The 20,803-nt window shown below is 53.4% G+C and carries 17 protein-coding genes and 1 pseudogene; 10 read left to right on the top strand and 8 right to left on the bottom strand.

From position 1 onward, the window contains the following. The first annotated feature begins 305 nt into the window (after positions 1 to 305). The 7 genes from wecB (at position 306) to ACYZTS_RS23965 (ending at position 8,026) form a co-directional block, all read left to right on the top strand. Positions 306 to 1,436 carry a non-hydrolyzing UDP-N-acetylglucosamine 2-epimerase gene (gene wecB / locus ACYZTS_RS23995; RefSeq protein WP_461992535.1) on the top strand — a complete coding sequence of 377 codons (1,131 nt, stop codon included), beginning with the start codon at positions 306 to 308 and terminating at the stop codon, positions 1,434 to 1,436. A gap of 5 nt (positions 1,437 to 1,441) precedes the next feature. Further along, entirely contained in the window at positions 1,442 to 2,662 is a 1,221-nt protein-coding gene (locus ACYZTS_RS23990; RefSeq protein WP_461992533.1) for a glycosyltransferase family 4 protein, read from the top strand. Positions 2,663 to 2,710: 48 nt separating this feature from the next. After that, positions 2,711 to 3,307, top strand: a complete 597-nt coding sequence (locus tag ACYZTS_RS23985) for a sugar transferase (RefSeq protein WP_461992531.1) — start codon at positions 2,711 to 2,713, stop codon at positions 3,305 to 3,307. Next, positions 3,304 to 3,930: an acetyltransferase gene (locus ACYZTS_RS23980; protein ID WP_461992529.1), complete on the top strand. Its 627-nt coding sequence runs from the start codon at positions 3,304 to 3,306 to the stop codon at positions 3,928 to 3,930. The genes ACYZTS_RS23985 and ACYZTS_RS23980 overlap by 4 nt, the downstream gene beginning before the upstream one ends. A gap of 81 nt (positions 3,931 to 4,011) precedes the next feature. Then, complete coding sequence (locus tag ACYZTS_RS23975; RefSeq protein WP_461992527.1) at positions 4,012 to 5,190, top strand: DegT/DnrJ/EryC1/StrS family aminotransferase; 1,179 nt, start codon at positions 4,012 to 4,014, stop codon at positions 5,188 to 5,190. A gap of 324 nt (positions 5,191 to 5,514) precedes the next feature. Next, positions 5,515 to 7,512, top strand: a complete 1,998-nt coding sequence (locus ACYZTS_RS23970) for a polysaccharide biosynthesis protein (protein WP_461996529.1) — start codon at positions 5,515 to 5,517, stop codon at positions 7,510 to 7,512. A 178-nt stretch (positions 7,513 to 7,690) separates the two neighbouring features. Then, a complete protein-coding gene (locus ACYZTS_RS23965; RefSeq protein WP_461992525.1) occupies positions 7,691 to 8,026 on the top strand; it encodes a ComEA family DNA-binding protein in 336 nt (111 codons plus the stop codon). A gap of 744 nt (positions 8,027 to 8,770) precedes the next feature. Here ACYZTS_RS23965 and ACYZTS_RS23960 read toward each other — a convergent pair. After that, on the bottom strand, positions 8,771 to 9,865 hold the full coding sequence (locus ACYZTS_RS23960) for an acyltransferase family protein (protein WP_461992523.1): 1,095 nt from the start codon (positions 9,863 to 9,865) through the stop codon (positions 8,771 to 8,773). 772 nt (positions 9,866 to 10,637) lie between these two features. Here ACYZTS_RS23960 and ACYZTS_RS23955 point away from each other — a divergent pair. Both ACYZTS_RS23955 and fabF read left to right on the top strand, forming a co-directional pair. Continuing rightward, a complete protein-coding gene (locus tag ACYZTS_RS23955) occupies positions 10,638 to 11,432 on the top strand; it encodes an SDR family NAD(P)-dependent oxidoreductase (RefSeq protein ID WP_461992521.1) in 795 nt (264 codons plus the stop codon). A 32-nt stretch (positions 11,433 to 11,464) separates the two neighbouring features. Then, complete coding sequence (fabF, locus tag ACYZTS_RS23950) at positions 11,465 to 12,739, top strand: beta-ketoacyl-ACP synthase II (RefSeq protein ID WP_461992519.1); 1,275 nt, start codon at positions 11,465 to 11,467, stop codon at positions 12,737 to 12,739. On the opposite strand, the pseudogene ACYZTS_RS23945 reads toward fabF, so the two are convergent. From ACYZTS_RS23945 to rfbB, 7 genes and pseudogenes are all read right to left on the bottom strand, one after another. Further along, positions 12,720 to 13,058: pseudogene (locus ACYZTS_RS23945) on the bottom strand (TetR/AcrR family transcriptional regulator); the annotation flags it as partial. The gene fabF and the pseudogene ACYZTS_RS23945 overlap by 20 nt on opposite strands. A 305-nt stretch (positions 13,059 to 13,363) precedes the next feature. Further along, positions 13,364 to 14,395, bottom strand: coding sequence for a hypothetical protein (locus ACYZTS_RS23940; protein ID WP_461992517.1), 1,032 nt, complete (start codon positions 14,393 to 14,395; stop codon positions 13,364 to 13,366). A gap of 491 nt (positions 14,396 to 14,886) precedes the next feature. Further along, positions 14,887 to 15,054, bottom strand: a complete 168-nt coding sequence (locus tag ACYZTS_RS23935; protein WP_017337332.1) for a DUF2897 family protein — start codon at positions 15,052 to 15,054, stop codon at positions 14,887 to 14,889. Between the two features lie 124 nt (positions 15,055 to 15,178). Continuing rightward, positions 15,179 to 16,543, bottom strand: coding sequence for an ethanolamine permease (eat, locus tag ACYZTS_RS23930; RefSeq protein ID WP_461992515.1), 1,365 nt, complete (start codon positions 16,541 to 16,543; stop codon positions 15,179 to 15,181). A gap of 484 nt (positions 16,544 to 17,027) precedes the next feature. After that, positions 17,028 to 17,894: a dTDP-4-dehydrorhamnose reductase gene (gene rfbD, locus ACYZTS_RS23925; protein WP_461992513.1), complete on the bottom strand. Its 867-nt coding sequence runs from the start codon at positions 17,892 to 17,894 to the stop codon at positions 17,028 to 17,030. Between the two features lie 46 nt (positions 17,895 to 17,940). Further along, positions 17,941 to 18,816, bottom strand: coding sequence for a glucose-1-phosphate thymidylyltransferase RfbA (gene rfbA, locus ACYZTS_RS23920; RefSeq protein WP_461992511.1), 876 nt, complete (start codon positions 18,814 to 18,816; stop codon positions 17,941 to 17,943). Beyond that, positions 18,813 to 19,895 carry a dTDP-glucose 4,6-dehydratase gene (gene rfbB / locus ACYZTS_RS23915; protein ID WP_461992509.1) on the bottom strand — a complete coding sequence of 361 codons (1,083 nt, stop codon included), beginning with the start codon at positions 19,893 to 19,895 and terminating at the stop codon, positions 18,813 to 18,815. The genes rfbA and rfbB overlap by 4 nt, the downstream gene beginning before the upstream one ends. Positions 19,896 to 20,711: 816 nt before the next feature. Here rfbB and kdpF point away from each other — a divergent pair. Then, positions 20,712 to 20,801: a K(+)-transporting ATPase subunit F gene (gene kdpF, locus ACYZTS_RS23910; protein ID WP_461992507.1), complete on the top strand. Its 90-nt coding sequence runs from the start codon at positions 20,712 to 20,714 to the stop codon at positions 20,799 to 20,801. The last annotated feature ends 2 nt before the right edge of the window (positions 20,802 to 20,803 follow it).

Below are 20,803 nucleotides of genomic sequence, written 5' to 3'. Positions count from 1 at the left end.
ATCATTTTTTCTAGATATCTTCATCGATCAATTCAGGCGGCCTTCCGATGATTCCGGCATCGATTGACCATGGTTCGATTCGCTCCACTAGGGTTTTGCTGTCAGTCGAAGCCCTGTGGGTTATGGATGTGTAATGATGGCGGACATGATCAATCTCAGCTGCCGCCACCTCTGTGTTTAGTTTCACCCTGCACCTGACCAAAGCGGCTCGATGACCAGGACTTTTTTGCTTTGAATTTCTCTAGGAAAACGGTGAAAATTGTCCATCATATCTCGATCAATTTCTTGAATTTGGCGATTGAAAAATGAAAAAACTGAAAGTCGTGACGGTAGTTGGAACGCGTCCTGAAATTATTCGTCTGTCACGTGTGATGGCTGCACTGGACGACTATTGTGAGCACATTCTTGTCCATACGGGACAGAACTATGACTACGAACTAAATGAAATTTTCTTCCAGGATCTAGGCATCCGAAAACCCGATCATTTTTTAAATGCCGCGGGTTCAACCGGCGCCGAAACCATTGGGAACGTAATTATTGGTGTGGACCGAGTACTGGCCGAGATTGAGCCGGAGGCCCTGCTGGTGCTAGGCGATACAAACAGTTGCATGGCCGTCATTCCTGCCAAGCGCCGAAAAATACCGACTTTCCATATGGAAGCTGGCAATCGCTGTTTCGACATGCGGGTGCCTGAAGAAATCAATCGTCGAATTGTCGATCACACAGCTGATATAAATCTGACTTACAGCACCATTGCTCGCGATTACTTGCTTCGTGAAGGGTTATCGCCGGACATGGTAATTAAGACGGGCAGTCCGATGTTCGAAGTACTTAATTATTACCGTGAGGGAATTGAAGGGTCTGACGTAGTTTCGCGCTTGGGGCTCGAAAAGGGTAAGTTTTTCGTCGTCAGTGCTCACCGTGAGGAGAATATTGATTCTGACAAGAATTTCTCCAAACTTGTGCAAGCGCTTAATACAGTTGCGGAGCATTATGGTTATCCCGTCATAGTCTCAACCCACCCGCGTACTCAAAAACGGGTCGATACTATGGGAGTGAAATTCCACGAGAATGTACGGTTACTAAAACCTCTTGGTTTTAAGGATTACAATAAGCTTCAGTTGGACTCCAAAGCTGTATTATCTGATAGCGGAACTATCAACGAAGAATCCTCGATTCTTAACTTTCCAGCTTTGAACATCCGTGAGGCCCACGAGCGCCCAGAGGGCATGGAAGAGGCTTCCGTGATGATGGTTGGGCTGGAAGCTGAGAGAGTGATGCAAGGCCTCCAGATTTTGGAGAATCAAAGTCGAGATCAAGAGCGTAGTTTGCGTCTTGTAGATGACTACAGTATGCCAAACGTAGCAGAGAAAGTTGTACGGATTATCCACAGCTATCGCGACTATGTAATGCGGACCGTTTGGAGAAGGTACTGATACGAATGGCTATTCGTATTTTATTATTCACTCAGTGGTTTGACCCCGAGCCCACATTCAAGGGGCTCGTCTTCGCTCGCGAGCTTGTTGCGCAAGGATTTGACGTCGAAGTAGTTACTGGTTTTCCAAATTACCCCGGAGGGAAATTGTATCCGGGCTACAAAATAAAGGCGCTGCAGCGGGAGGTCATTGACGGCGTCCAAGTTACCCGGGTGCCACTTTATCCTAGTCACGGACAGAGTGGTGTTGGTCGCCTGCTCAATTACGTTAGTTTCGCTGCAAGTATTTTAGTCTACGGACTTTTCCGTGCGAAAAAGCCCGACGTTATATACGCATATCATCCTCCCTTGACGGTCGGAATCGCGGCTGCGCTTGTGCGCTTTTTCCGACGCGTTCCTGTCGTATACGACATTCAGGATATGTGGCCAGACACCCTCAGGGCCACAGGGATGTTTTCGAACGAAAAACTGCTAAAGGTTGTCTCTCGAGTCTGTGATTGGGTATATGGTCATGTAGATCAAATAGTAGTTTTGTCTCCAGGGTTCAAACGTCTTCTAGTGGAGCGTGGTGTACCTGCTCAAAAAATTGATGTCATCTACAACTGGTGCGCAGAAGATATGGTGCGCGATACGTGCAGCAATCCTCCCGCAAATTTTCCTGCGCCTACGAGCTTTCGCATACTGTTTGCGGGAAATTTGGGCAAGGCACAGTCGCTGGATACCATCGTTGAGGCTGCTGAATTGCTCAAAGACCAAGCCATTCAAGCAGCGTTCATTTTCCTTGGTAGAGGTGTTGAAGCCGCTAGGCTGGAAGAGCTCGTCAAAGCTAGGGGGCTCGATAACGTTTTCTTCCTTCCCGCAGTTCCGATGCAGGATGTAGGAGCCTATTTGGCCAAGGCCGATGCATTACTTGTCCATCTCAAGAAGGACCCGCTCTTCACCATTACTATTCCTTCTAAAACCCAAGCTTATATGGCTGCTGGCAAGCCGATTCTGATGGCTGTTGACGGGGATGCTGCGGACTTGGTAAGGATGGCGACTTGTGGGGTTGTGAGCGAATCGGACAATCCGCTGGCGCTTGCGGAGGCGGTCTCGACTTTGATGGGAGTTTCAGCTGAAGAACGCAGGCAAATGGCTGCTAATGGGAAGGAGTTCTATCAGAAAGAACTATCACTCCGAGTAGGAGTTCAGCGATTTGGTGAACATTTCCGGCGCTTGTCGAAATGAATTCGACGCTCTTTCTCTCACATGATGTTATGTAATTAAGGACCTCCAATGTGTAAGCGCCTCTTCGATATCGTGGCTTCTTTGGCCGGATTGATTATTCTGTCCCCGGCAATCCTGATAATCGCGTTGCTGATCAGTAAACGGCTCGGATCACCAGTTTTGTTCCGGCAAGTAAGGCCAGGGATTGGAGGTACGCCTTTCGAGATGGTTAAGTTCCGCACTATGAGAGACGCGCTAGATGCATCCGGTAACCCTCTTCCCGATTCAGAGCGCATGACCGATTTTGGCAGATTTCTTCGTGCTAGCAGCTTGGATGAGCTTCCCGAATTATGGAATGTAATCAAAGGCGATATGAGCCTTGTCGGACCCCGTCCGTTGTTAATGGAATATCTGCCCTTATACGATGAATTGCAGACCCGGAGGCATGATGTTCGTCCTGGCGTAACGGGATGGGCACAAATAAACGGCCGAAATGCACTATCTTGGGACGAAAAGTTCGCACTCGATATATGGTACGTAGACAATCAGTCGCTTTGGCTTGACCTGAAGATCATTTTCCTTACGGTTAAAAAAGTGTTGATCAGGGACGGCATCAGTGCTGAAGGCGAAGTAACAATGTCTAAGTTCACCGGTTCAAAGAAATGAGAAAATTGGCAATATTAGGTGCGAGTGGTCACGGCAAGGTGGTTGCCGACACTGCAGAATGCTCCGGATGGCAAAATATAGAGTTTTTTGACGATGCGTGGCCCCGAATGTTATCCAACGGCGTCTGGCCGGTGGTTGGGACGGGCGCCGACCTGCTCAGTCGATTAGGGGAATATGAAGGCGTCTTGGTAGCTATCGGTCTCAATGGTGTCCGCCGAAAAAAAATCGACGAACTAAAAGCTTCTGGTGCGCACTTGACTGTGCTCGTTCATCCTTCATCCATAATAAGTCGTTATGCTGATGTTGGTGCTGGCACTGTGATATTTGCCTCTTCGGTAATAAACGCGTATGCGTCGGTGGGTGAGGGGGCAATCCTCAATACCGGATGCAGCGTTGATCATGACTGCGTTCTCGGATCCAGCGTGCATATTAGTCCTGGTGCCAGGTTGGCGGGGGGAGTTCATATTGGAGACGAAAGCTGGGTAGGCATTGGCGCTTCTGTCAAGCAAATGGTCAACATCGGCACCAATGTGATCGTAGGTGCCGGTGCCTCGGTGGTCTGTGATATCTCTGATAACATGACAGTCGCTGGGGTACCAGCCCGAGCGCTTGTAAGGTCTTGACCATAAACCATCACATTCGTTAATGATGGGGCGTTTGAATCTGTAGGCGCCTTTTTAAACACTTCATGGCAGGTAAAAACCGTGTTGAATACCCCATTTTCTCCTTGGCCTTCGTTCACTGAAGAAGAGGCCAATTCCGTTAGGGACGTTGTGCTTTCCAACAAGGTCAATTACTGGACCGGTCAAGAATGCCGTGCCTTTGAGAAAGAGTTTGCCGCTTGGGCAAGCACGGAATACGCGGTCGCTCTGGCAAATGGTACCGTTGCGTTAGATCTCGCCCTGAATGCATTGGGCCTTGGGGTCGGAGACGAAGTTATCGTTACTCCGCGTACCTTCCTCGCATCGGTGTCCAGCATTGTCAACGCTGGTGCAGTACCCGTGTTTGCTGAAGTCGATCGCGATACGCAGAATATTACCGCGGAGACAATTAAAGCGGTGTTGACTCCCCGCACCCGGGGCATTATTTGCGTTCATTTGGCCGGTTGGCCCTGTGACATGGACCCCATCATGGAGCTCGCCGCTCTTCACGATCTCAAGGTGATAGAAGACTGCGCTCAGGCGCATGGAGCGAAGTACAAGGGCCGCCCCGTAGGTTCAATTGGCCACATTGGTGCGTGGTCTTTTTGTCAAGACAAGATTATGACCACCGGTGGTGAAGGTGGGATGGTTACTACGAACGACCGAAGCTTGTGGCTGAAAATGTGGTCATTCAAGGACCATGGAAAAAGTTGGGAAGCTATTTACGAACGTGAACATAAACCTGGCTTTCGTTGGTTGCATGAGAGTTTCGGCACGAACTGGCGGATGTTGGAAATGCAGGGAGTCATTGGCCGGATTCAGCTTCGTCGTATGGTCGAGTGGCGCAGCAACCGAATTGCTTACGCTGAACAAATATGGTCTGTAGCTCGCGAAATGAAAGGGTTGCGGGTTCCTGAAGTTCCCGAGACTTGCGACCACGCAGCTTACAAATGTTATGTTTTTGTAGAATCGGAGCTATTGCAGCCTGAATGGAACCGCGATCGCATACTGTCTGAGATAAATGCCATGGGTGTCCCATGTTTTTCCGGTTCTTGCTCTGAGGTGTATCTAGAGGCAGCTTTCGACGGCACGGGCTGGCGCCCGGAAGATCGGTTGCCAGTTGCTAAAGAATTGGGTGAGACAAGTATGATGTTCCTGGTACATCCGACGCTGACTAAGGCAGAGATCAACATGACCTGTGAGGTGATTTCCAGTGTCATGCAACGGGCTTGCAAGGCTTGAAAATGAACTTGCTTGCGGTAAATCTGCTGATATGTGCGCCTCAGCCTTGTTTTAATCATGCGAGTGATTCTGAGGAAGGTATGTATTTGGTATACCGCTGCATTGCTCGGCTTCAGAGATTTGGGTTGCGGAATGTGTATCGCCTGGGGATATCAGCGTCGGCTCGGAATTTTGTACACATTGAGTTGGTGGTGAATTCAGCTCTAAAACTGCGCACTAGGTAGTTGAAGGGTGGGCGAGTTTTTTTTGAATTAGAGCATGCGTCCGGAGACGTAAACTCGTAGAAGATGATTAACAGGGGAGCGTCTCGAGGTGTACGACGGAATTATGGATAGGTTACGCGCACTATTGCTGGGGCTGCCACGTCGTCAGAAGAGGCTGATTCAGGTCACGGCTGACGTGATTTTAGTTTGGGTGGCATTGTGGCTTGCGTTCCTGGTACGCCTCGGGATCGACGATATGGTAAATCCATTATTGGCTCATACCTGGCTTTTTTTGAGCGCTCCCGTAGTGGCTATTCCGCTATTCATCCGTTTTGGTATGTATCGTGCGGTAATGCGATATTTCGGCAATGATGCTCTAATCACAATAATAAAAGCTGTTAGCCTTTCTGCTTTAATACTGGGTGTGATCGTCTACTGGTATAGCAATCACCAGAACATAGTTCCCCGCTCGATCATCTTCAACTATTGGTGGTTGAGCTTGATAATGGTCGGCGGATTGCGTTTGTCGATGCGTCAGTACTTTCTAGGTGATTGGTTTTCAGCGGTGCAGCACGTCCCGTTTACCAATCGCGATAATGGTTTGCCGAAGGTCGCGATATACGGTGCCGGCGCCGCGGGAAACCAATTAGTTGCCGCTTTACGCATGGGGCGTATTATGCGTCCAGTTGCGTTTATCGACGATGATAGCAACATAGGTAATCGTATTATTGCGGGCCTCCAGGTGTACAAGCCTAAACATATTCAACAAATGATTGAGGCTAGCGGGGCACAGGAAATTCTCTTGGCCATCCCCTCAGCCAGCCGTGGCCGTCGACGCGAAATTCTCGGTTTTCTTGAAGGATTTCCATTACACGTTCGCAGCGTACCGGGATTTATGGACCTGGCAAGTGGCCGGGTAAAGGTTGACGATATCCAGGAAGTGGATATTGCTGACCTCCTGGGTCGCGATGCTGTACCAGCTCAGGGTGAGCTTCTAGAGCATTGCATAAAGGGCCAGTCAGTTCTCGTCACTGGTGCAGGAGGGTCAATCGGTTCCGAATTGTGCCGCCAGATTTTAGATTTACACCCGACTACATTGATACTTTTCGATCACAGCGAATTCAATCTTTACAGCATTTTGTCTGAATTAGAGCAGAGAGTGGCCCGCGAGTCTTTACTGGTTCGCCTCCTGCCGATCCTTGGTTCGGTGCGAAACTCTGAAAAATTGTTTGACGTGATGAAAGCGTGGAATGTCAGCACGGTATATCACGCGGCCGCATATAAGCATGTACCCATGGTCGAGCATAATATTGCCGAAGGAGTGCTGAATAATGTCATAGGCACACTCAATACTGCTCAGGCTGCCTTGAGAGTTGGTGTGGCGAATTTTGTATTAGTCTCCACCGATAAAGCGGTGCGTCCAACAAATGTGATGGGAAGCACCAAGCGACTTGCTGAACTCACGCTGCAGGCTCTTAGCCGTGAACTGGCTCCGGTTTTATTCGGTGATAAGACAAACGTTTCACGAGTCAATAAAACTCGGTTTACCATGGTTCGGTTTGGCAATGTTTTAGGGTCTTCAGGATCCGTGATTCCGTTATTTCACAAGCAGATCAAGTCTGGTGGACCTATAACCGTCACCCATCCCAGAATCACCCGCTATTTCATGACAATTCCTGAAGCCGCGCAACTCGTGATTCAGGCCGGATCCATGGGGCAGGGCGGCGATGTCTTCGTTTTGGACATGGGTGAGCCGGTAAGGATTGTGGAGCTTGCGGAGAAAATGATTCATTTATCTGGTCTGAGTGTTCGCTCGGAAAAAAATCCACATGGCGATATTTCGATAGAGTTCACGGGATTGCGTCCAGGTGAGAAGCTGTATGAAGAACTATTGATCGGCGACAACGTGGCAGCTACACAACATCCGATGATTATGAGCGCTAGTGAAGACCACATCGCTTGGGACATCCTCAAAGCGAAGTTAGATGAGCTTTTGTGCGCTGTGGACAATGATGACTACGCACGCGTTCGTCAGTTGCTACGCGACACGGTAAGTGGATATGCGCCTGACGGAGACATCGTGGATTGGATATATCAACAGCGGCGTTTAGAGCCTTAACATGGATTTGAGAAACGTCAGCGTGCGGAGGTCAAGCCCAGATTCTGGGTAATACCGCCACCAATTTGTAATTCATATTCAGAAACGAACCTTTTTTTGACAAGACGGGCTCATGATCTAGTTTTGAAATGCAGCTACGGAAAAGCTGCATACCTAAACGATGTCATGGAGTTTCAACATGCGTACTAGCTTTTTATCGGCACTGGTTTTTGCCCTGCTCTCCAACGTGTCGATGACTGCAGTGGCGGTGTCAGCCTCACAAAACGAGGTTGGCAGTGCAGCTCAGAATGTACAGACGCCGGCCCAGGCCTCATCAAGCAAGGTCGATCTGAACCAAGCCGATGCAGCAACGTTACAGCGCGAACTGGCAGGCATCGGAGAGGCAAAGGCAAAGGCCATTGTTGCCTATCGCGAGAGTAATGGTCCCTTTTCTTCGATTGATGAATTGCTCGAAGTTAAGGGCATCGGCAAGGCGATTTTGGAAAAAAATCGTGGGAGATTGCAGTTAAACTAAGCATATAACCTAGTACTTGAGGCCGGTCTTTGACCGGTCTTTTTGCACGTGCGTCAAGTATGGTGCTTTGCTCATAAGTAAAGAAAGATTTGGCGCTTGTGGCCATGCTGATGATTTGAAGATGAAGCCTTCTACACAACCGGCAAGGCGAGGTGTAAGTCAAGAGCGAGGGTCACGCGGTTGATGACCCCATTAACGCCATACCTCAAACCCGCCACTAGTCCTGGATTCTGTGCCCCCGACCTTGTGGAGCCCAACATTCATGGTGCAAGTGATGCCCGCTGTAAGATTTCCAATGCGGCGAGCATTTTCCGCCACTGCTGAACCTAGATGCGCGACCATCCGCTGGGAAAACGCGTCATCCGCTGCGATGAAAATCTTGTTCAGAAAGCCTGACCGCAACCCGAACGGCCAGTCATGGGTGCGGGTGCACACCGGCAGCTTCCTTCATAATCGCTGATCCTGCTCTACTACCACCAAGGCGGTTGTTGGCAATCGCGGCTATCTGACCCCGCCACAGCCAGCCAACGGCGCCACTCACTATTCCACTACGACTTTGCCGCTACCGCCAAAACGGGTTGAAACTGCAAGTAAACGCTCCACCTAGAGCATCCTATGTAAAATAGGGAAGTTCCACGACCGCATATGCGTGAGAATGTTATAGCGACTATGTACCCTCACCAATATAGGTTAGCGTCTCGCTTCTATCATACTTTGAAACTGTCGGCGGCATAGGTGAAAGGTCTATACATTTTGAACTGCTACCCCGCGTCCTCTACTCCGCTTTATCCATATCATAGATGGCTTCTCCACATACAAATGTAAGAGGAGCGCTGCCCCGTACGCGCAAAAGGTTGCTACGGGGATTGCGGAGTACGGGCCTAATCCTGAGTCTACGAGGATGTACATGATGGCATAGCCGAATAAAGCGTGGACAACATAAAGAGGATAGCTAATGTCAGAAAGATGAGACAGTATCGAATTTTCTTTAATTCTGTTCCTCATTAAGAAACATGAGTAAAACACTCCTAAAGCTAGCAAATACCCAATCACCCACTGAACTATGTAACTTGCAGGTTCGGCTACTCTAAGCCACGAAATAAGAATTAGTGCAGTGACGCATGTTTGGACTGCCCAAAACTCTTTGTGGGTGAGCGTTCCTTTGAGCATTGAATAGTAAGCTGTTCCCAGCATGAGAAGCAGCCCGGAAGCTACTTGAACACCTATCAGATAACCCTGTGTTTTGAGTGTCAGTCCAGCCGCAATTGCTATCATAACTGCGAGTGTGATGTATCTTTTCACACCGAAATTAATTATCCGTGTGCCAAATACGCACATTGCCAGATAAAAATAAATTTCAACCTCAAGCGTCCAGCTAATACCATCGATGCGCGTCACGCCCAAAGGTCCGCGCGTAATAACGCCAAAATGCGCAAGGATATCACTGGCGGTAAATCTATATACGACATCCGCGTATGCTGATAGTACGTAAAGAGCAAGCATTACAATACAGAATCCAGCAATGTAAACCGGATAAATCCGTAAGGCCCTCCGATATAAAAATCCAAGCCTACTGTCGTTTTTTAGTGAAAAAGGTATCACTAGGCCGCTAACTATAAAGAAAACTCCGACACCGAACTGACCAAATACGATGCAGTATTCAGCTATCCATTTAAGTGGGAAATCCAGAGCAGGGAAATTCGGAATGGGGGCGACGCCCATCATTTCGGAAATTCCTGGGTGCATAACCCAAAATATCCCAACGTAATGAGAAATCACTACTGCGATGGCTCCAATACCCCGAAGGAGGTTGGCAAAAACTATTCTCTCGGTTGGCATGGATATTTCTGCGTGTGGTTATGTCGGCGCGCAGATTACCATTGGCTTTATTTGGGGTCGCGAGATTTCCGCTCACCTGCTTAAAAAAATAGATCTCCCGTGGCGCTTGGTCCGGCCTGAGATGTATCCCACAAGGAGGGCGCGGCAGCTTACAAAATATGGTACGGAGCCCCGGCATGAAGCGGAGCAGACAAGCTTTTGGATAAATGTTTGCTCACGCTGATCCATCGTTACATCGAGGCGAGAGGTGCATCAGGACAGCATTCCGCTGTTGCCATTGCTGTCGAGCATCGTGCTCAACAAATTCGACCGCGAACAGAGCTGCGACGTGTCGATTTGTACGCTAGGTGGATGACCCGAACATACAGTGCAGAGCCGTCGTGCTCGCGAGCAAGTGAAGGCAGGGGTCAAACCCTTCCTCAGGCAGCTCTTGAAACTCACTCTGAATAGGAAAAGGACCGCTTGACACGGGTTTGGGTCTACGCCTATGCCGGTTATGTCATGAGCGCGCGTCAGCTAAGGCTGTGAGTGGCGACAATTAGAATTGGCTGCGCTACCAGCTCAGAATCGTGCTGCGTGGAACAGATCGTCGCTGGCGAGTGAATGGACGATGCTAACTCGTACCAGCCGATCCCGGCTAACGACACGCGCAGCGCCATTCGTCGCCACCGTAAAAATTACGGATATCATATCCATCAAAAATTATGCATATAATATCTTCCATATCCGCTTGCCCGTTATGCGCTTACTCGTCCATTACAGGAGCACCCAAATGAATCCCTCCCAACCCCTAGGCACAGCCCTCATCACCGGCGCTTCCTCCGGCATCGGCGCGATCTACGCTCAACGCCTGGCCGCACGCGGTTTCGACCTCCTACTGGTCGCCCGCGATGAAGCCCGCCTCCAGACAGCCGCGACCCAATTCCACGCCGATCACAACGTCCAGGTAGAGGTCCTCAAAGCCGACCTCACCCAAAAAGACGACGTACTCAAACTCGAACAACGCCTGCGCAGCGACTCAAGCATCACGCTATTACTCAACAATGCCGGCGTCGCCGCCGACGGTCTGCTGGCCAATGCCGACTTGGACCAGCTCGACCGTCTGATCCAGCTCAACGTCACGGCCGTCACACGCCTGGCCTCAGCCGCCGCCGCAAGTTTTGCCAAGGCAGGGCGGGGCACGATTATCAATATTGGCTCGGTGGTGGCGCTTTTCCCCGAGCGTTTCAATGCGACCTACAGCGCCAGTAAGGCGTATGTTCTGAGTCTGACTCAGTCGCTGAATGCGGAACTGGACGGCACCGGCGTCAAGGTGCAAGCCGTATTGCCGGGTGTGACACGCACCGAGATTTGGGAACGCTCGGGGATTGATGCGACGCAGATTCCGGCGGACATGGTGATGGACGCTGATGAGATGGTTGATGCTTCGTTGGCCGGTCTGGATCAAGGTGAGCTGATCACCATTCCGTCGCTCCCGGATGCTGCCGAATGGGATGCATTTGTCGCGGCGCGTTATGTGATGGCGCCGAACCTGTCTAAAAGCAAAGCCGCCTCGCGTTACAGGTGAGGTGTTCTCCATTGGCTTGAGGGTATTGCGGTATGAGTGATCGTCGTGTGGTTGTAACCGGTATGGGTTTGGTGTCTCCGCTAGGTTGCGGGGTCGAGGCGGTGTGGGCGCGATTGTTGGCCGGACAGTCGGGCTTGCGCAATTTGCCGGACGACGTCGTGGCCGATTTGGCGGCCAAGGTTGGCGGAGCGGTGCCGACGATGGCTGAAGATGCCGAGGCGGGTTTTGATCCGGACCTGGCGACGCCACCTAAGGAACAGAAGAAGATGGATCGCTTCATTATGTTCGCCATGGAAGCGGCGCGTCAGGCGCTGGTGCAGGCGGGTTGGCAACCACAAGCCGCTGAGGCGCAAGAGCGCACGGCGACCATCATCGGTTCTGGTGTCGGCGGTTTCGGTGCGATTGCCGATGCGGTGCGCACTACCGACACCCGTGGTCCGCGACGGTTATCGCCGTTCACTATTCCTTCTTTTCTGGTGAATCTGGCGGCGGGTCATGTATCGATCCAGCACGGCTTTAAAGGTCCGTTGGGTGCTCCGGTAACGGCGTGTGCAGCGGGTGTTCAGGCGATTGGCGATGCGGCACGGTTGATTCGTTGCGGCGAGGCGGACATTGCGGTGTGTGGTGGCGCGGAGGCTGCGATTGATCGCGTCAGCCTGGCCGGTTTTGCCGCGGCGCGTGCTTTGTCCAGTGGCTTCAACGACGCGCCGGAGCGTGCTTCGCGACCGTTCGATCGTGATCGTGATGGATTTGTGATGGGCGAGGGCGCCGGGCTTTTGGTGATTGAGTCGCTGGAACATGCGTTGGCGCGGGGCGCGCAACCGTTGGCAGAACTGGTCGGTTATGGCACCAGCGCCGACGCTTATCATCTAACGGCAGGGCCGGAAGACGGCAGCGGTGCGCGTCGCGCGATGTCGCAGGCGTTAGCTCAGGCGGGCGTTTCACCGGCGCAGGTCCAGCATTTGAATGCGCACGCGACCTCGACACCGGTTGGCGATTTGGGCGAGCTGGCGGCGATCAAGGCGTTGTTTGGAGCGGAAAACAAAATCGCGGTGACGTCGACCAAATCGGCCACCGGGCATTTGCTTGGCGCGGCGGGCGGGCTTGAGGCGATCTTTACGCTGTTGGCGATTCGTGACCAGATTGTGCCAGCAACGCTGAATCTGGATAACCCGGACCCGGCCGCGCAAGGCGTGGACATCGTGCGGGGGCAAGCGCGGCCGATGGCGATCGAGTATGCACTGTCCAATGGCTTCGGTTTTGGCGGGGTGAATGCCAGCGTGTTGTTCAAGCGTTGGGCGGGTTAATCCCGAGTTGTTTCAGGTAGTCACGCGTGACGTCGAGAATCCTCTGAGCCAGCACAGGATTCTTGACACTGCGTGACAGGGTTAGCGCGCCGACCAATTTCGACATGAGAACGAGTGCACGTTCGGTGATATCGTCACCTTTGAGCGTGCCTTCCACTTGATCCCGCCTGGCGTTGAGCACGGCATCGCTGGTTGGACTTTGTTGCCCACGCAGGCCGAGCTTCGAGGACATGGTCGGTAGCGGGCGGCCTTGATGGGGCGAAGTCCGGTGCCATCCCAACAGGTAGCTGTCGATGAATACCCCCAGCGGAAAACTCTGCCTGTTCGAGCGGTGCGTAACAGCGGATTCCCGAAAAAATCCAGAGTTTGCACCATAAACAGAGTTTAACCGGCGGGAGATCGGCCTACCTCGGGCTGTGGCTGATCTAGTCACGATAGTAGGGAACGGAGCAGCCCGACGGGCGCCCCGCACTATGGCGTCATGGTCGTGCGAAAGGTGCCAATCAGCCGCCCAAATCCGGTCACCACATTTTCTCCAAGGCTGTATTATGATTCCGTCTACATTGAAGTTGGGCGTCGGAGCTGGTTGATCTTTGATGTTTATCACGACAGTCGTAGCGCGAACTACCAAATCCGAAGTGCGATTAAAAATCTTTCGAGCGAAGACGATGTGAAACATGAACCATCTTTCATGCACGATGCTTTTGGATGCGCACTGTTGTCAAAGGCTTCAAGACAATTCGCCATTTTCACGTCGAAGGGACACGTCGCCCCCACTGTGGATTGACACAACATCGGATTGTGAACGACATCTTGCTTGATGGTTACCGCTGTTTTTTCACACCACACGGGGATATGTTCACGCGGCACCTCGCCATAGTCCCGGAAAGCGTTCTCGAACGATGGTTCCAGCTCCTCGGGTAACTGTGCGACGAGATATATAGCGCAATCTCCAGAGCTGATCTTGTCTTCTGGAGGATAATGACATTCTAGCCCCAACCGCTCGCCCTCATGAATCGTCCAGTCAACACTAACCTGACCAGGAGAGTCCTGATTGGATGGTGGAAAGCAGAACCGCTCAGTCACTTCGCCATTTTTCTCACGAGTCAGACATGCATCCATAGTTGAGGTGTGAAAATTGTTGCCGATATAAGCGACAGCGCTCGGAATATGTAGTGGCTTTCCTTCAGCGTAACTTTGAAAATATGAAGAGACTAAAGGCTCTTCTGCGTTAAACATCTGGTCATAGTAAGGTAGGCGAAGAAAGCGATAGCGATGAGAGATAGGCTTGTATCGAGTGAATTCTATAGCGCAGGTCCCGTCCATACTACCGGATGGCAAAACCGAACTGATAGTCCCCAGTGAATTGCATAAAAGCATGGTCCCTTCAGGGATGAAAACGGGCGTTTCTTCTAGATCAACATATTGATCCCAGTCGCCGGCAGGAACAAATACGGGGCCCTCCACTGGTCCTGTCGGATATACCCAATCAGAAGTAGCCTTCGTTCTGACTGTGTTAAAACATAAAGGCTCCAAAAAACCGCCGCGTCCCAACATGGCCGCTTTTACCGGATAGGTATCAGTGCCAGTTCGCCATGTTTGAAGACAATAGTCAGCAAAGCCACCGACTTTAAAACCCGGTACGTTGATAGACACTTTCGTGACGCTTATATCATAGGGGACTCGAAATGCTGTTGGATTTTGATGGAAAACAATCGTTCTTGTGCGTGAGAACTCAAATATGAGAGCCCCGATGCAGATTGCGATAATTATCAGTGGTAGAAAGACTACAGTTTTTCGCCTCATACGTTCTCTATTTTAATCCTTATTTTTGTAAGCACGATGGTAGTGGATAACCAGTATTCGTCCTAGTGTAATCTCGGCCCCATCGACCCTCAAGTGAGTCGGTAGTGTTCTATGTGGGAGGGTAGGGCTGGTCGTTTGGTCAGCAATATCTGTGGTAACAGATTACGCGTGAATGAAGGATCAGCGGATCGCAAAACTAGACAGGTGTCGGTAAGGATCCACAAAGCCGTGTTCTGCAGCGGGATGAGCAGTATGAAGACTGTCGGAGCAAGTCAGCCTGCGATTGCGTCCTATCGAACGCCTTCGCGGGGAAGCCCCGCTCACACAGAGGCTGCCTAGCTTCAACGGTCCTGCGCATCCTTGGCATCCGCTTGCGCATTGCGTTCAGCAACCCGTTTGCGTTGCTCATCGGTCAATTCAACCTTATTGGCGGTGTCGCGCAACATCATCAGACCACCAACGATCGAACCGATCGCAACAACCAGAATTAACCAGGCATACCAGGGCATAGGGCTCTCCTTGAGGGCAGGCCGGCTGGCGCGTTTCGCCAACCGATCGTGCATACCACTTTGAGCGATTGTTGATCGCAGTGGTTCCATTTTATGCCTGGCCGCTTCCTGCGCAGCGGTGTTTTTATAAACCGGTCAACATCGCATCAGCCGGGGCATCCGCACGCAGTTGCGCGGTCAGCATGAAGTACACGAACCCCACGGCCATGAAGCCGAGGAAGATCAGCCCGATCATTGTGTTGAACCACGCCATCGCCACCAGGCATACCGTCGCCAGCACCAGCGCGATGATGGGCACCAGTGGGTAGCAAGGCGCGCGAAATGTGCGCTCCAGGTTCGGCTCGGTTTTGCGCAGTTTGAACAGGCTGAGCATGCTCATGATGTACATCACGATGGCGCCGAACACGGCCATGGTGATCATCGCCGCTGTCAGCGTCATGCCGCCGAGGTTGATCAGGCCGTCGCTGTAGATCGCTGCGATGCCAATCACGCCGCCCGCGAGGATCGCCCGGTGTGGCGTTTGGAAGCGTGACAGTTTGGCCAGCGATGCTGGCAGATACCCGGCGCGAGCGAGGGCGAAAAATTGCCGCGAGTAGCCGAGAATGATCCCGTGAAAACTCGCCACTAAACCGAACAGGCCGATCCACACCAGCATGTGCAACCAGCCGGAGTTTTCGCCGACCACGGTTTTCATCGCTTGCGGCAGTGGATCGTTGATGTTCGACAGTGTGCGCCAGTCACCGACGCCACCGGCGAAGAACATCACACCCATCGCCAACACCACGAGGGTCAGAATGCCGCTGATGTAGGCTTTGGGGATTGTGCGTTTCGGGTCTTTGGCTTCTTCGGCCGCCATGGCTGCGCCTTCGATGGCGAGGAAAAACCAGATGGCGAACGGTATCGCCGCAAACATTCCGGCAATCGCGGGGGCGCCGAACTCGTTGGAACCGGCCCAGCCGTTCAGGGCAAAATTACTGAAGCTGAACGCCGGCGCGACCACGCCCATGAACACCAGCAATTCAGCGACGGCGAGCACGCAGACCACCAGTTCGAACGTCGCCGCGAGTTTGACCCCGAGGATGTTCAAACCCATGAACACGATGTACGCGCCGACTGCTGCGTGTTTTGGATCGAGTGCCGGAAATTGCACGTTCAGGTAGGCACCGATTGCGAGGGCAATGGCGGGCGGGGCGAAGACGAATTCGATCAATGTCGCGAGTCCGGCGATCAGGCCACCTTTCTCGCCGAAAGCGCGCCGGCTGTAGGCAAACGGCCCGCCGGCATGGGGAATTGCGGTGGTCAGCTCGGTGAAACTGAAGATAAAGCAGGTGTACATGGTCGCGACCATGAATGATGTGACCAGAAAACCGAGCGTACCGGCCACACCCCAGCCGTAACTCCAGCCGAAATATTCACCGGAAATCACCAGCCCGACTGCAATGCCCCACAGGTGCAACGTGCCCAGCGTGGGTTTGAGTTGTGTGTTCATGCGTTTGCTCCCTGAACGGTTGGAAAGCTCGGGGGAGGGCGTCTGCAGTGGGCGTGCCAGTGTGCTGGGGGAGGTCGTAAAGTGGTGGAAGGGGTCGTATCGGGGATGATTTGTTTGGGATGAGGAGATTTTGTGCGTCAGTTGAGGGCAGTGTTGAGCGTGATGCCGCCTTCGCGAGCAGGCTCGCTCCCACAGTGAATGCGTGGGCCTTGACACCACCGATCCCTGTGGGAGCCGGGCTTGCCCGCGATGGCGGTGGTTCAGTCAGCACGGATGTTGGCTGGCATGGCCCTATCGCGAGCAGGCTCACTCCTACAAAATGCGTGGGCCTTGACACCACCGATCCCTGTGGGAGCCGGGCTCGCCCGCGATGGCGGTGATTCAGTCAGCACGGATGTTGGCAGGCACGGCCCTATCGCGGACAAGCCCGGCTCATACAGGATCAGTGGTGTTTCAGTGATTGGCTACAGATTCGCCTCGACGGTTACTTCTGTTCAGCCAGACACTCACGCAACGCGGTATGCCACTCCGGCTGACTAACCCCCCAATCCCGCTCCAACCGACTGCAATCCAGACACGAATTCAGTGGCCGGGCAGCAGGCGTCGGGTAGTCGCTGGACGGAATCGGCAGCAACTCCGCACAAGGCTTACCCTGCTCACGCAACGCTTCGCCAATCGCTTGGGCAAAACCGAACCATGAAGTCTGACCCTGAGCAGTCAGGTGATAGGTGCCCCAAGCGGACGCCCCCGATTGCCAGCGTTCAATCAGCGCTAGAGTGTTCTCGGCAATCGTCCCCGCCCAGGTCGGCGCGCCGATCTGATCTGCAACAATCCGCAACTCTGGCTTCTCTTGCAACAGACGCTGCATCGTCAGCAGAAAATTGCGGCCATGGGTCGAGTAAACCCAACTGGTGCGCAGGATCAGGTGTTTACCCTGCACATCAGTGATGGCCCGTTCTCCGGCCAGCTTGCTTGCTCCGTAAACCCCAAGCGGATTGGGCACATCTTCTTCGGTGTACGCGGCAACCTTGGAGCCATCGAACACATAATCGGTGGAGTAATGAATCAGCGGGATGTCCAGCGCCAGCGCTTCTTCGGCAAAAATCCTGGGCGCGGTGGCGTTGATGGCAAACGCTGTGTTCGCCTCGCTTTCCGCCAGATCAACGGCGGTGTAAGCCGCGGCATTGATGATCAGATCGGGGCGGATCGTGCGCACCTGCTGGCGAATGTGCTCCGGTCGCAGCAGATCAAGCTGCTCGCGGCCGGGCACGATCACTTCGCCGACGCTGCCCAGTCGGCGCTGTAATTCGCGGGATACCTGACCGTGCTTACCGCTGATCAAAATTCTCATACGCTCAGGTGTTCCGCTTTAGAAGTGTCATTCGCGGATAGAAGGATCATTGCTCTTCCCCAGCCAGTTTGGCGAGGTACTGGCCATAACCGGTCTTGCCGAAGTAGCGCGCGCGTTCGAGCAATTGCTCGCGGTTGATCCATTTGTTTTCGTAAGCGATTTCCTCAAGGCAGGCAACTTTCAGGCCCTGACGATGCTCGATGGTCTGCACGTATTGCGAGGCTTCGAGGAGGCTGTCGTGGGTGCCGGTGTCGAGCCAGGCGAAACCGCGCCCGAAGCGTTCAACCTGCAGATCGCCGCGTTCGAGGTAAGCATTGTTGACGTCGGTGATTTCCAGTTCGCCGCGCGGCGACGGCTTGACCGCTTTGGCGATCTTGATCACGTCGTTGTCGTAGAAATACAAACCGGTAACGGCGTAGCTCGACTTCGGTTTTTTCGGTTTTTCTTCGATGGAGAGGGCGCGGCCTTCGCTGTCGAAATCGATCACGCCAAAGCGCTCGGGATCTTTCACCCAATAACCGAACACGGTCGCGCCGGACGCGCGTTTCGCCGCGCTTTGCAGCTGCTCGCCGAAGTGCTGGCCGTGGAAGATGTTATCGCCGAGGATCAAGCACACCGGGTCGTTGCCGATGAATTCTTCGCCGATCAGAAATGCCTGGGCCAGGCCATCCGGGGTCGGCTGCTCGGCGTAGCTGAAGTTCACGCCAAATTGGCTGCCGTCACCCAGCAGATTACGGTATTGCGGCAGATCCTGTGGCGTCGAGATCACCAGAATGTCTTTGATGCCAGCGAGCATCAGCACCGAGATCGGGTAGTAGATCATCGGTTTGTCGTAGACCGGCAGCAGCTGTTTCGACACGCCGAGTGTGATTGGATGCAGACGCGTGCCCGAACCGCCCGCCAGAACTATTCCCTTGATCATGCGAGCAACTCCTTTGTATTGATGGCGCCCAGTCGTTCGCCTTGATAGCTGCCGTCCTGAACCCGACGGCACCATTGCAGATTATCGAGGTACCACTGCACGGTTTTACGCAGGCCGGTTTCGAAAGTTTCTTCCGGCACCCAGCCGAGTTCGCGTTCGATTTTGCTGGCGTCGATGGCGTAGCGCAGGTCGTGGCCCGGGCGATCCTGAACGAAGGTGATCAGGTCGGCGTAGTGTGCGATACCTGCAGGTTTCTGCGGTGCCAGTTCTTCGAGCAGCGCGCAGATACCGCGTACTACGTCGATGTTGGTTTGTTCGTTGTGGCCGCCGATGTTGTAGGTTTCGGCGATCTGGCCTTCGGTGACGACTTTCAATAGCGCCCGGGCGTGGTCTTCGACGAACAGCCAGTCGCGCACTTGCAGGCCATTGCCATACACCGGCAGCGGTTTGCCCGCCAAGGCGTTGAGGATGACCAGCGGAATCAGTTTTTCCGGGAAGTGGAACGGGCCGTAGTTGTTCGAGCAGTTGGTTAGCAGCACCGGCAAACCGTAGGTGCGGTGCCAGGCGCGGACCAGATGGTCGGACGCAGCTTTGCTGGCGGAATAGGGCGAGCTTGGCGCGTAGGGCGTTGTTTCGGTGAACAGATCGTCGACGCCGTGCAGGTCGCCGTAGACCTCGTCGGTGGAGATGTGGTGAAAGCGGAACGCGCTTTTTTCCGGCTCGGCGAGGGTCTGCCAGTAGGCGCGGGCGGCTTCCAGCAGGCTGTAGGTGCCGACGATGTTGGTCTGGATGAAATCCGACGGACCGTCAATGGAACGGTCGACGTGGGATTCCGCCGCCAGGTGCATGATCGCCTGCGGCTGGAACCGCGCGAGCACGGCGCTGACGGTGGCCTGGTCGACGATGTCGGCCTGCACGAATTCATAGCGCGTGTCGTTGGCGATGCTGGTCAACGATTCAAGATTGCCGGCGTAGGTCAGCTTGTCCAGGTTCAGCACTTCATGGCTGGAGTGTTGAATCAGCTCGCGAATAAGCGCGGAGCCAATGAAACCGGCACCGCCGGTGATGAGGATACGCATGTTGGCCAGCCTTTTTCGGAAGTCGATAACGCAAATAGGCGTAGCTTGTCGGCAGCGTCGGGGTAAGGCAATAGAAGTGTTGATCCGATTTGGAATTTGTCGAGTTGTTAGTGCACTAATGGGACCACCGGGAGCAGGGCTTGCCCGCGAGAGGGGCGTGTCAGGCGATATGGATATCGGCTGACGCACCGCTATCGCCGGCAGGCCAGCTCCCACAGTGGACCGAGTACATTCGGGCGGATCAGGCTGAATTGATGACCTATATCGCGAGCAGGCTCGCTCCCACAGTGGATCGCGGTCATTGAAGTAACCGCGTTCCCCTGTGGGAGCGTGGCTTGCCCGCGATGAGGCCGTGTCAGGCGATATGGATATCGGCTGACCCACCGCTATCGCCGGCAGGCCAGCTCCCACAGTGGACCGAGTACATTCGGGCGGATCAGGCTGAATTGAAGACCGACTTCGCGAGCAAGCCCGCTCCCACAGTGGATCACATTTACCCAGACAACCTCGATCCCTGTGGGAGCCTGGCTTGCCAGCGATGAGGCCGTGTCAGGCGATATAGATATTGGCTGACCCAACGGCATCGCGAGCAAGCTTGGCTCCTACAGATGTTGAGTACATTCGCGAGAATCAGGCTGAATTTGAGGCCGCCATCGCTGGCAAGCCAGCTCCTACAGTTGATCGCGTTCATCCCAATCACCTCGTTCTTTACACATTCTTTATCCCCCACCCACCCCCTCGATCTCGCGCCTTTACACCCTCCCTCCCGACAATACCTCCACAAGCGGCAACAAGCCGTAACACGGAGATTGACCCATGAGCATTCTGGACGGGGTGTCGCTGCTGCTGGCAGCGGCGCTGTTCATTTATCTGTTGGTGGCGCTGTTGCGCGCGGACCGGAACTAGGG

The organism is Pseudomonas sp. TMB3-21 (genome assembly GCF_054898145.1).
The sequence above is the reverse complement of the archived record's forward strand: the minus strand, read 5'-3'. Positions and strand labels throughout refer to the sequence as shown.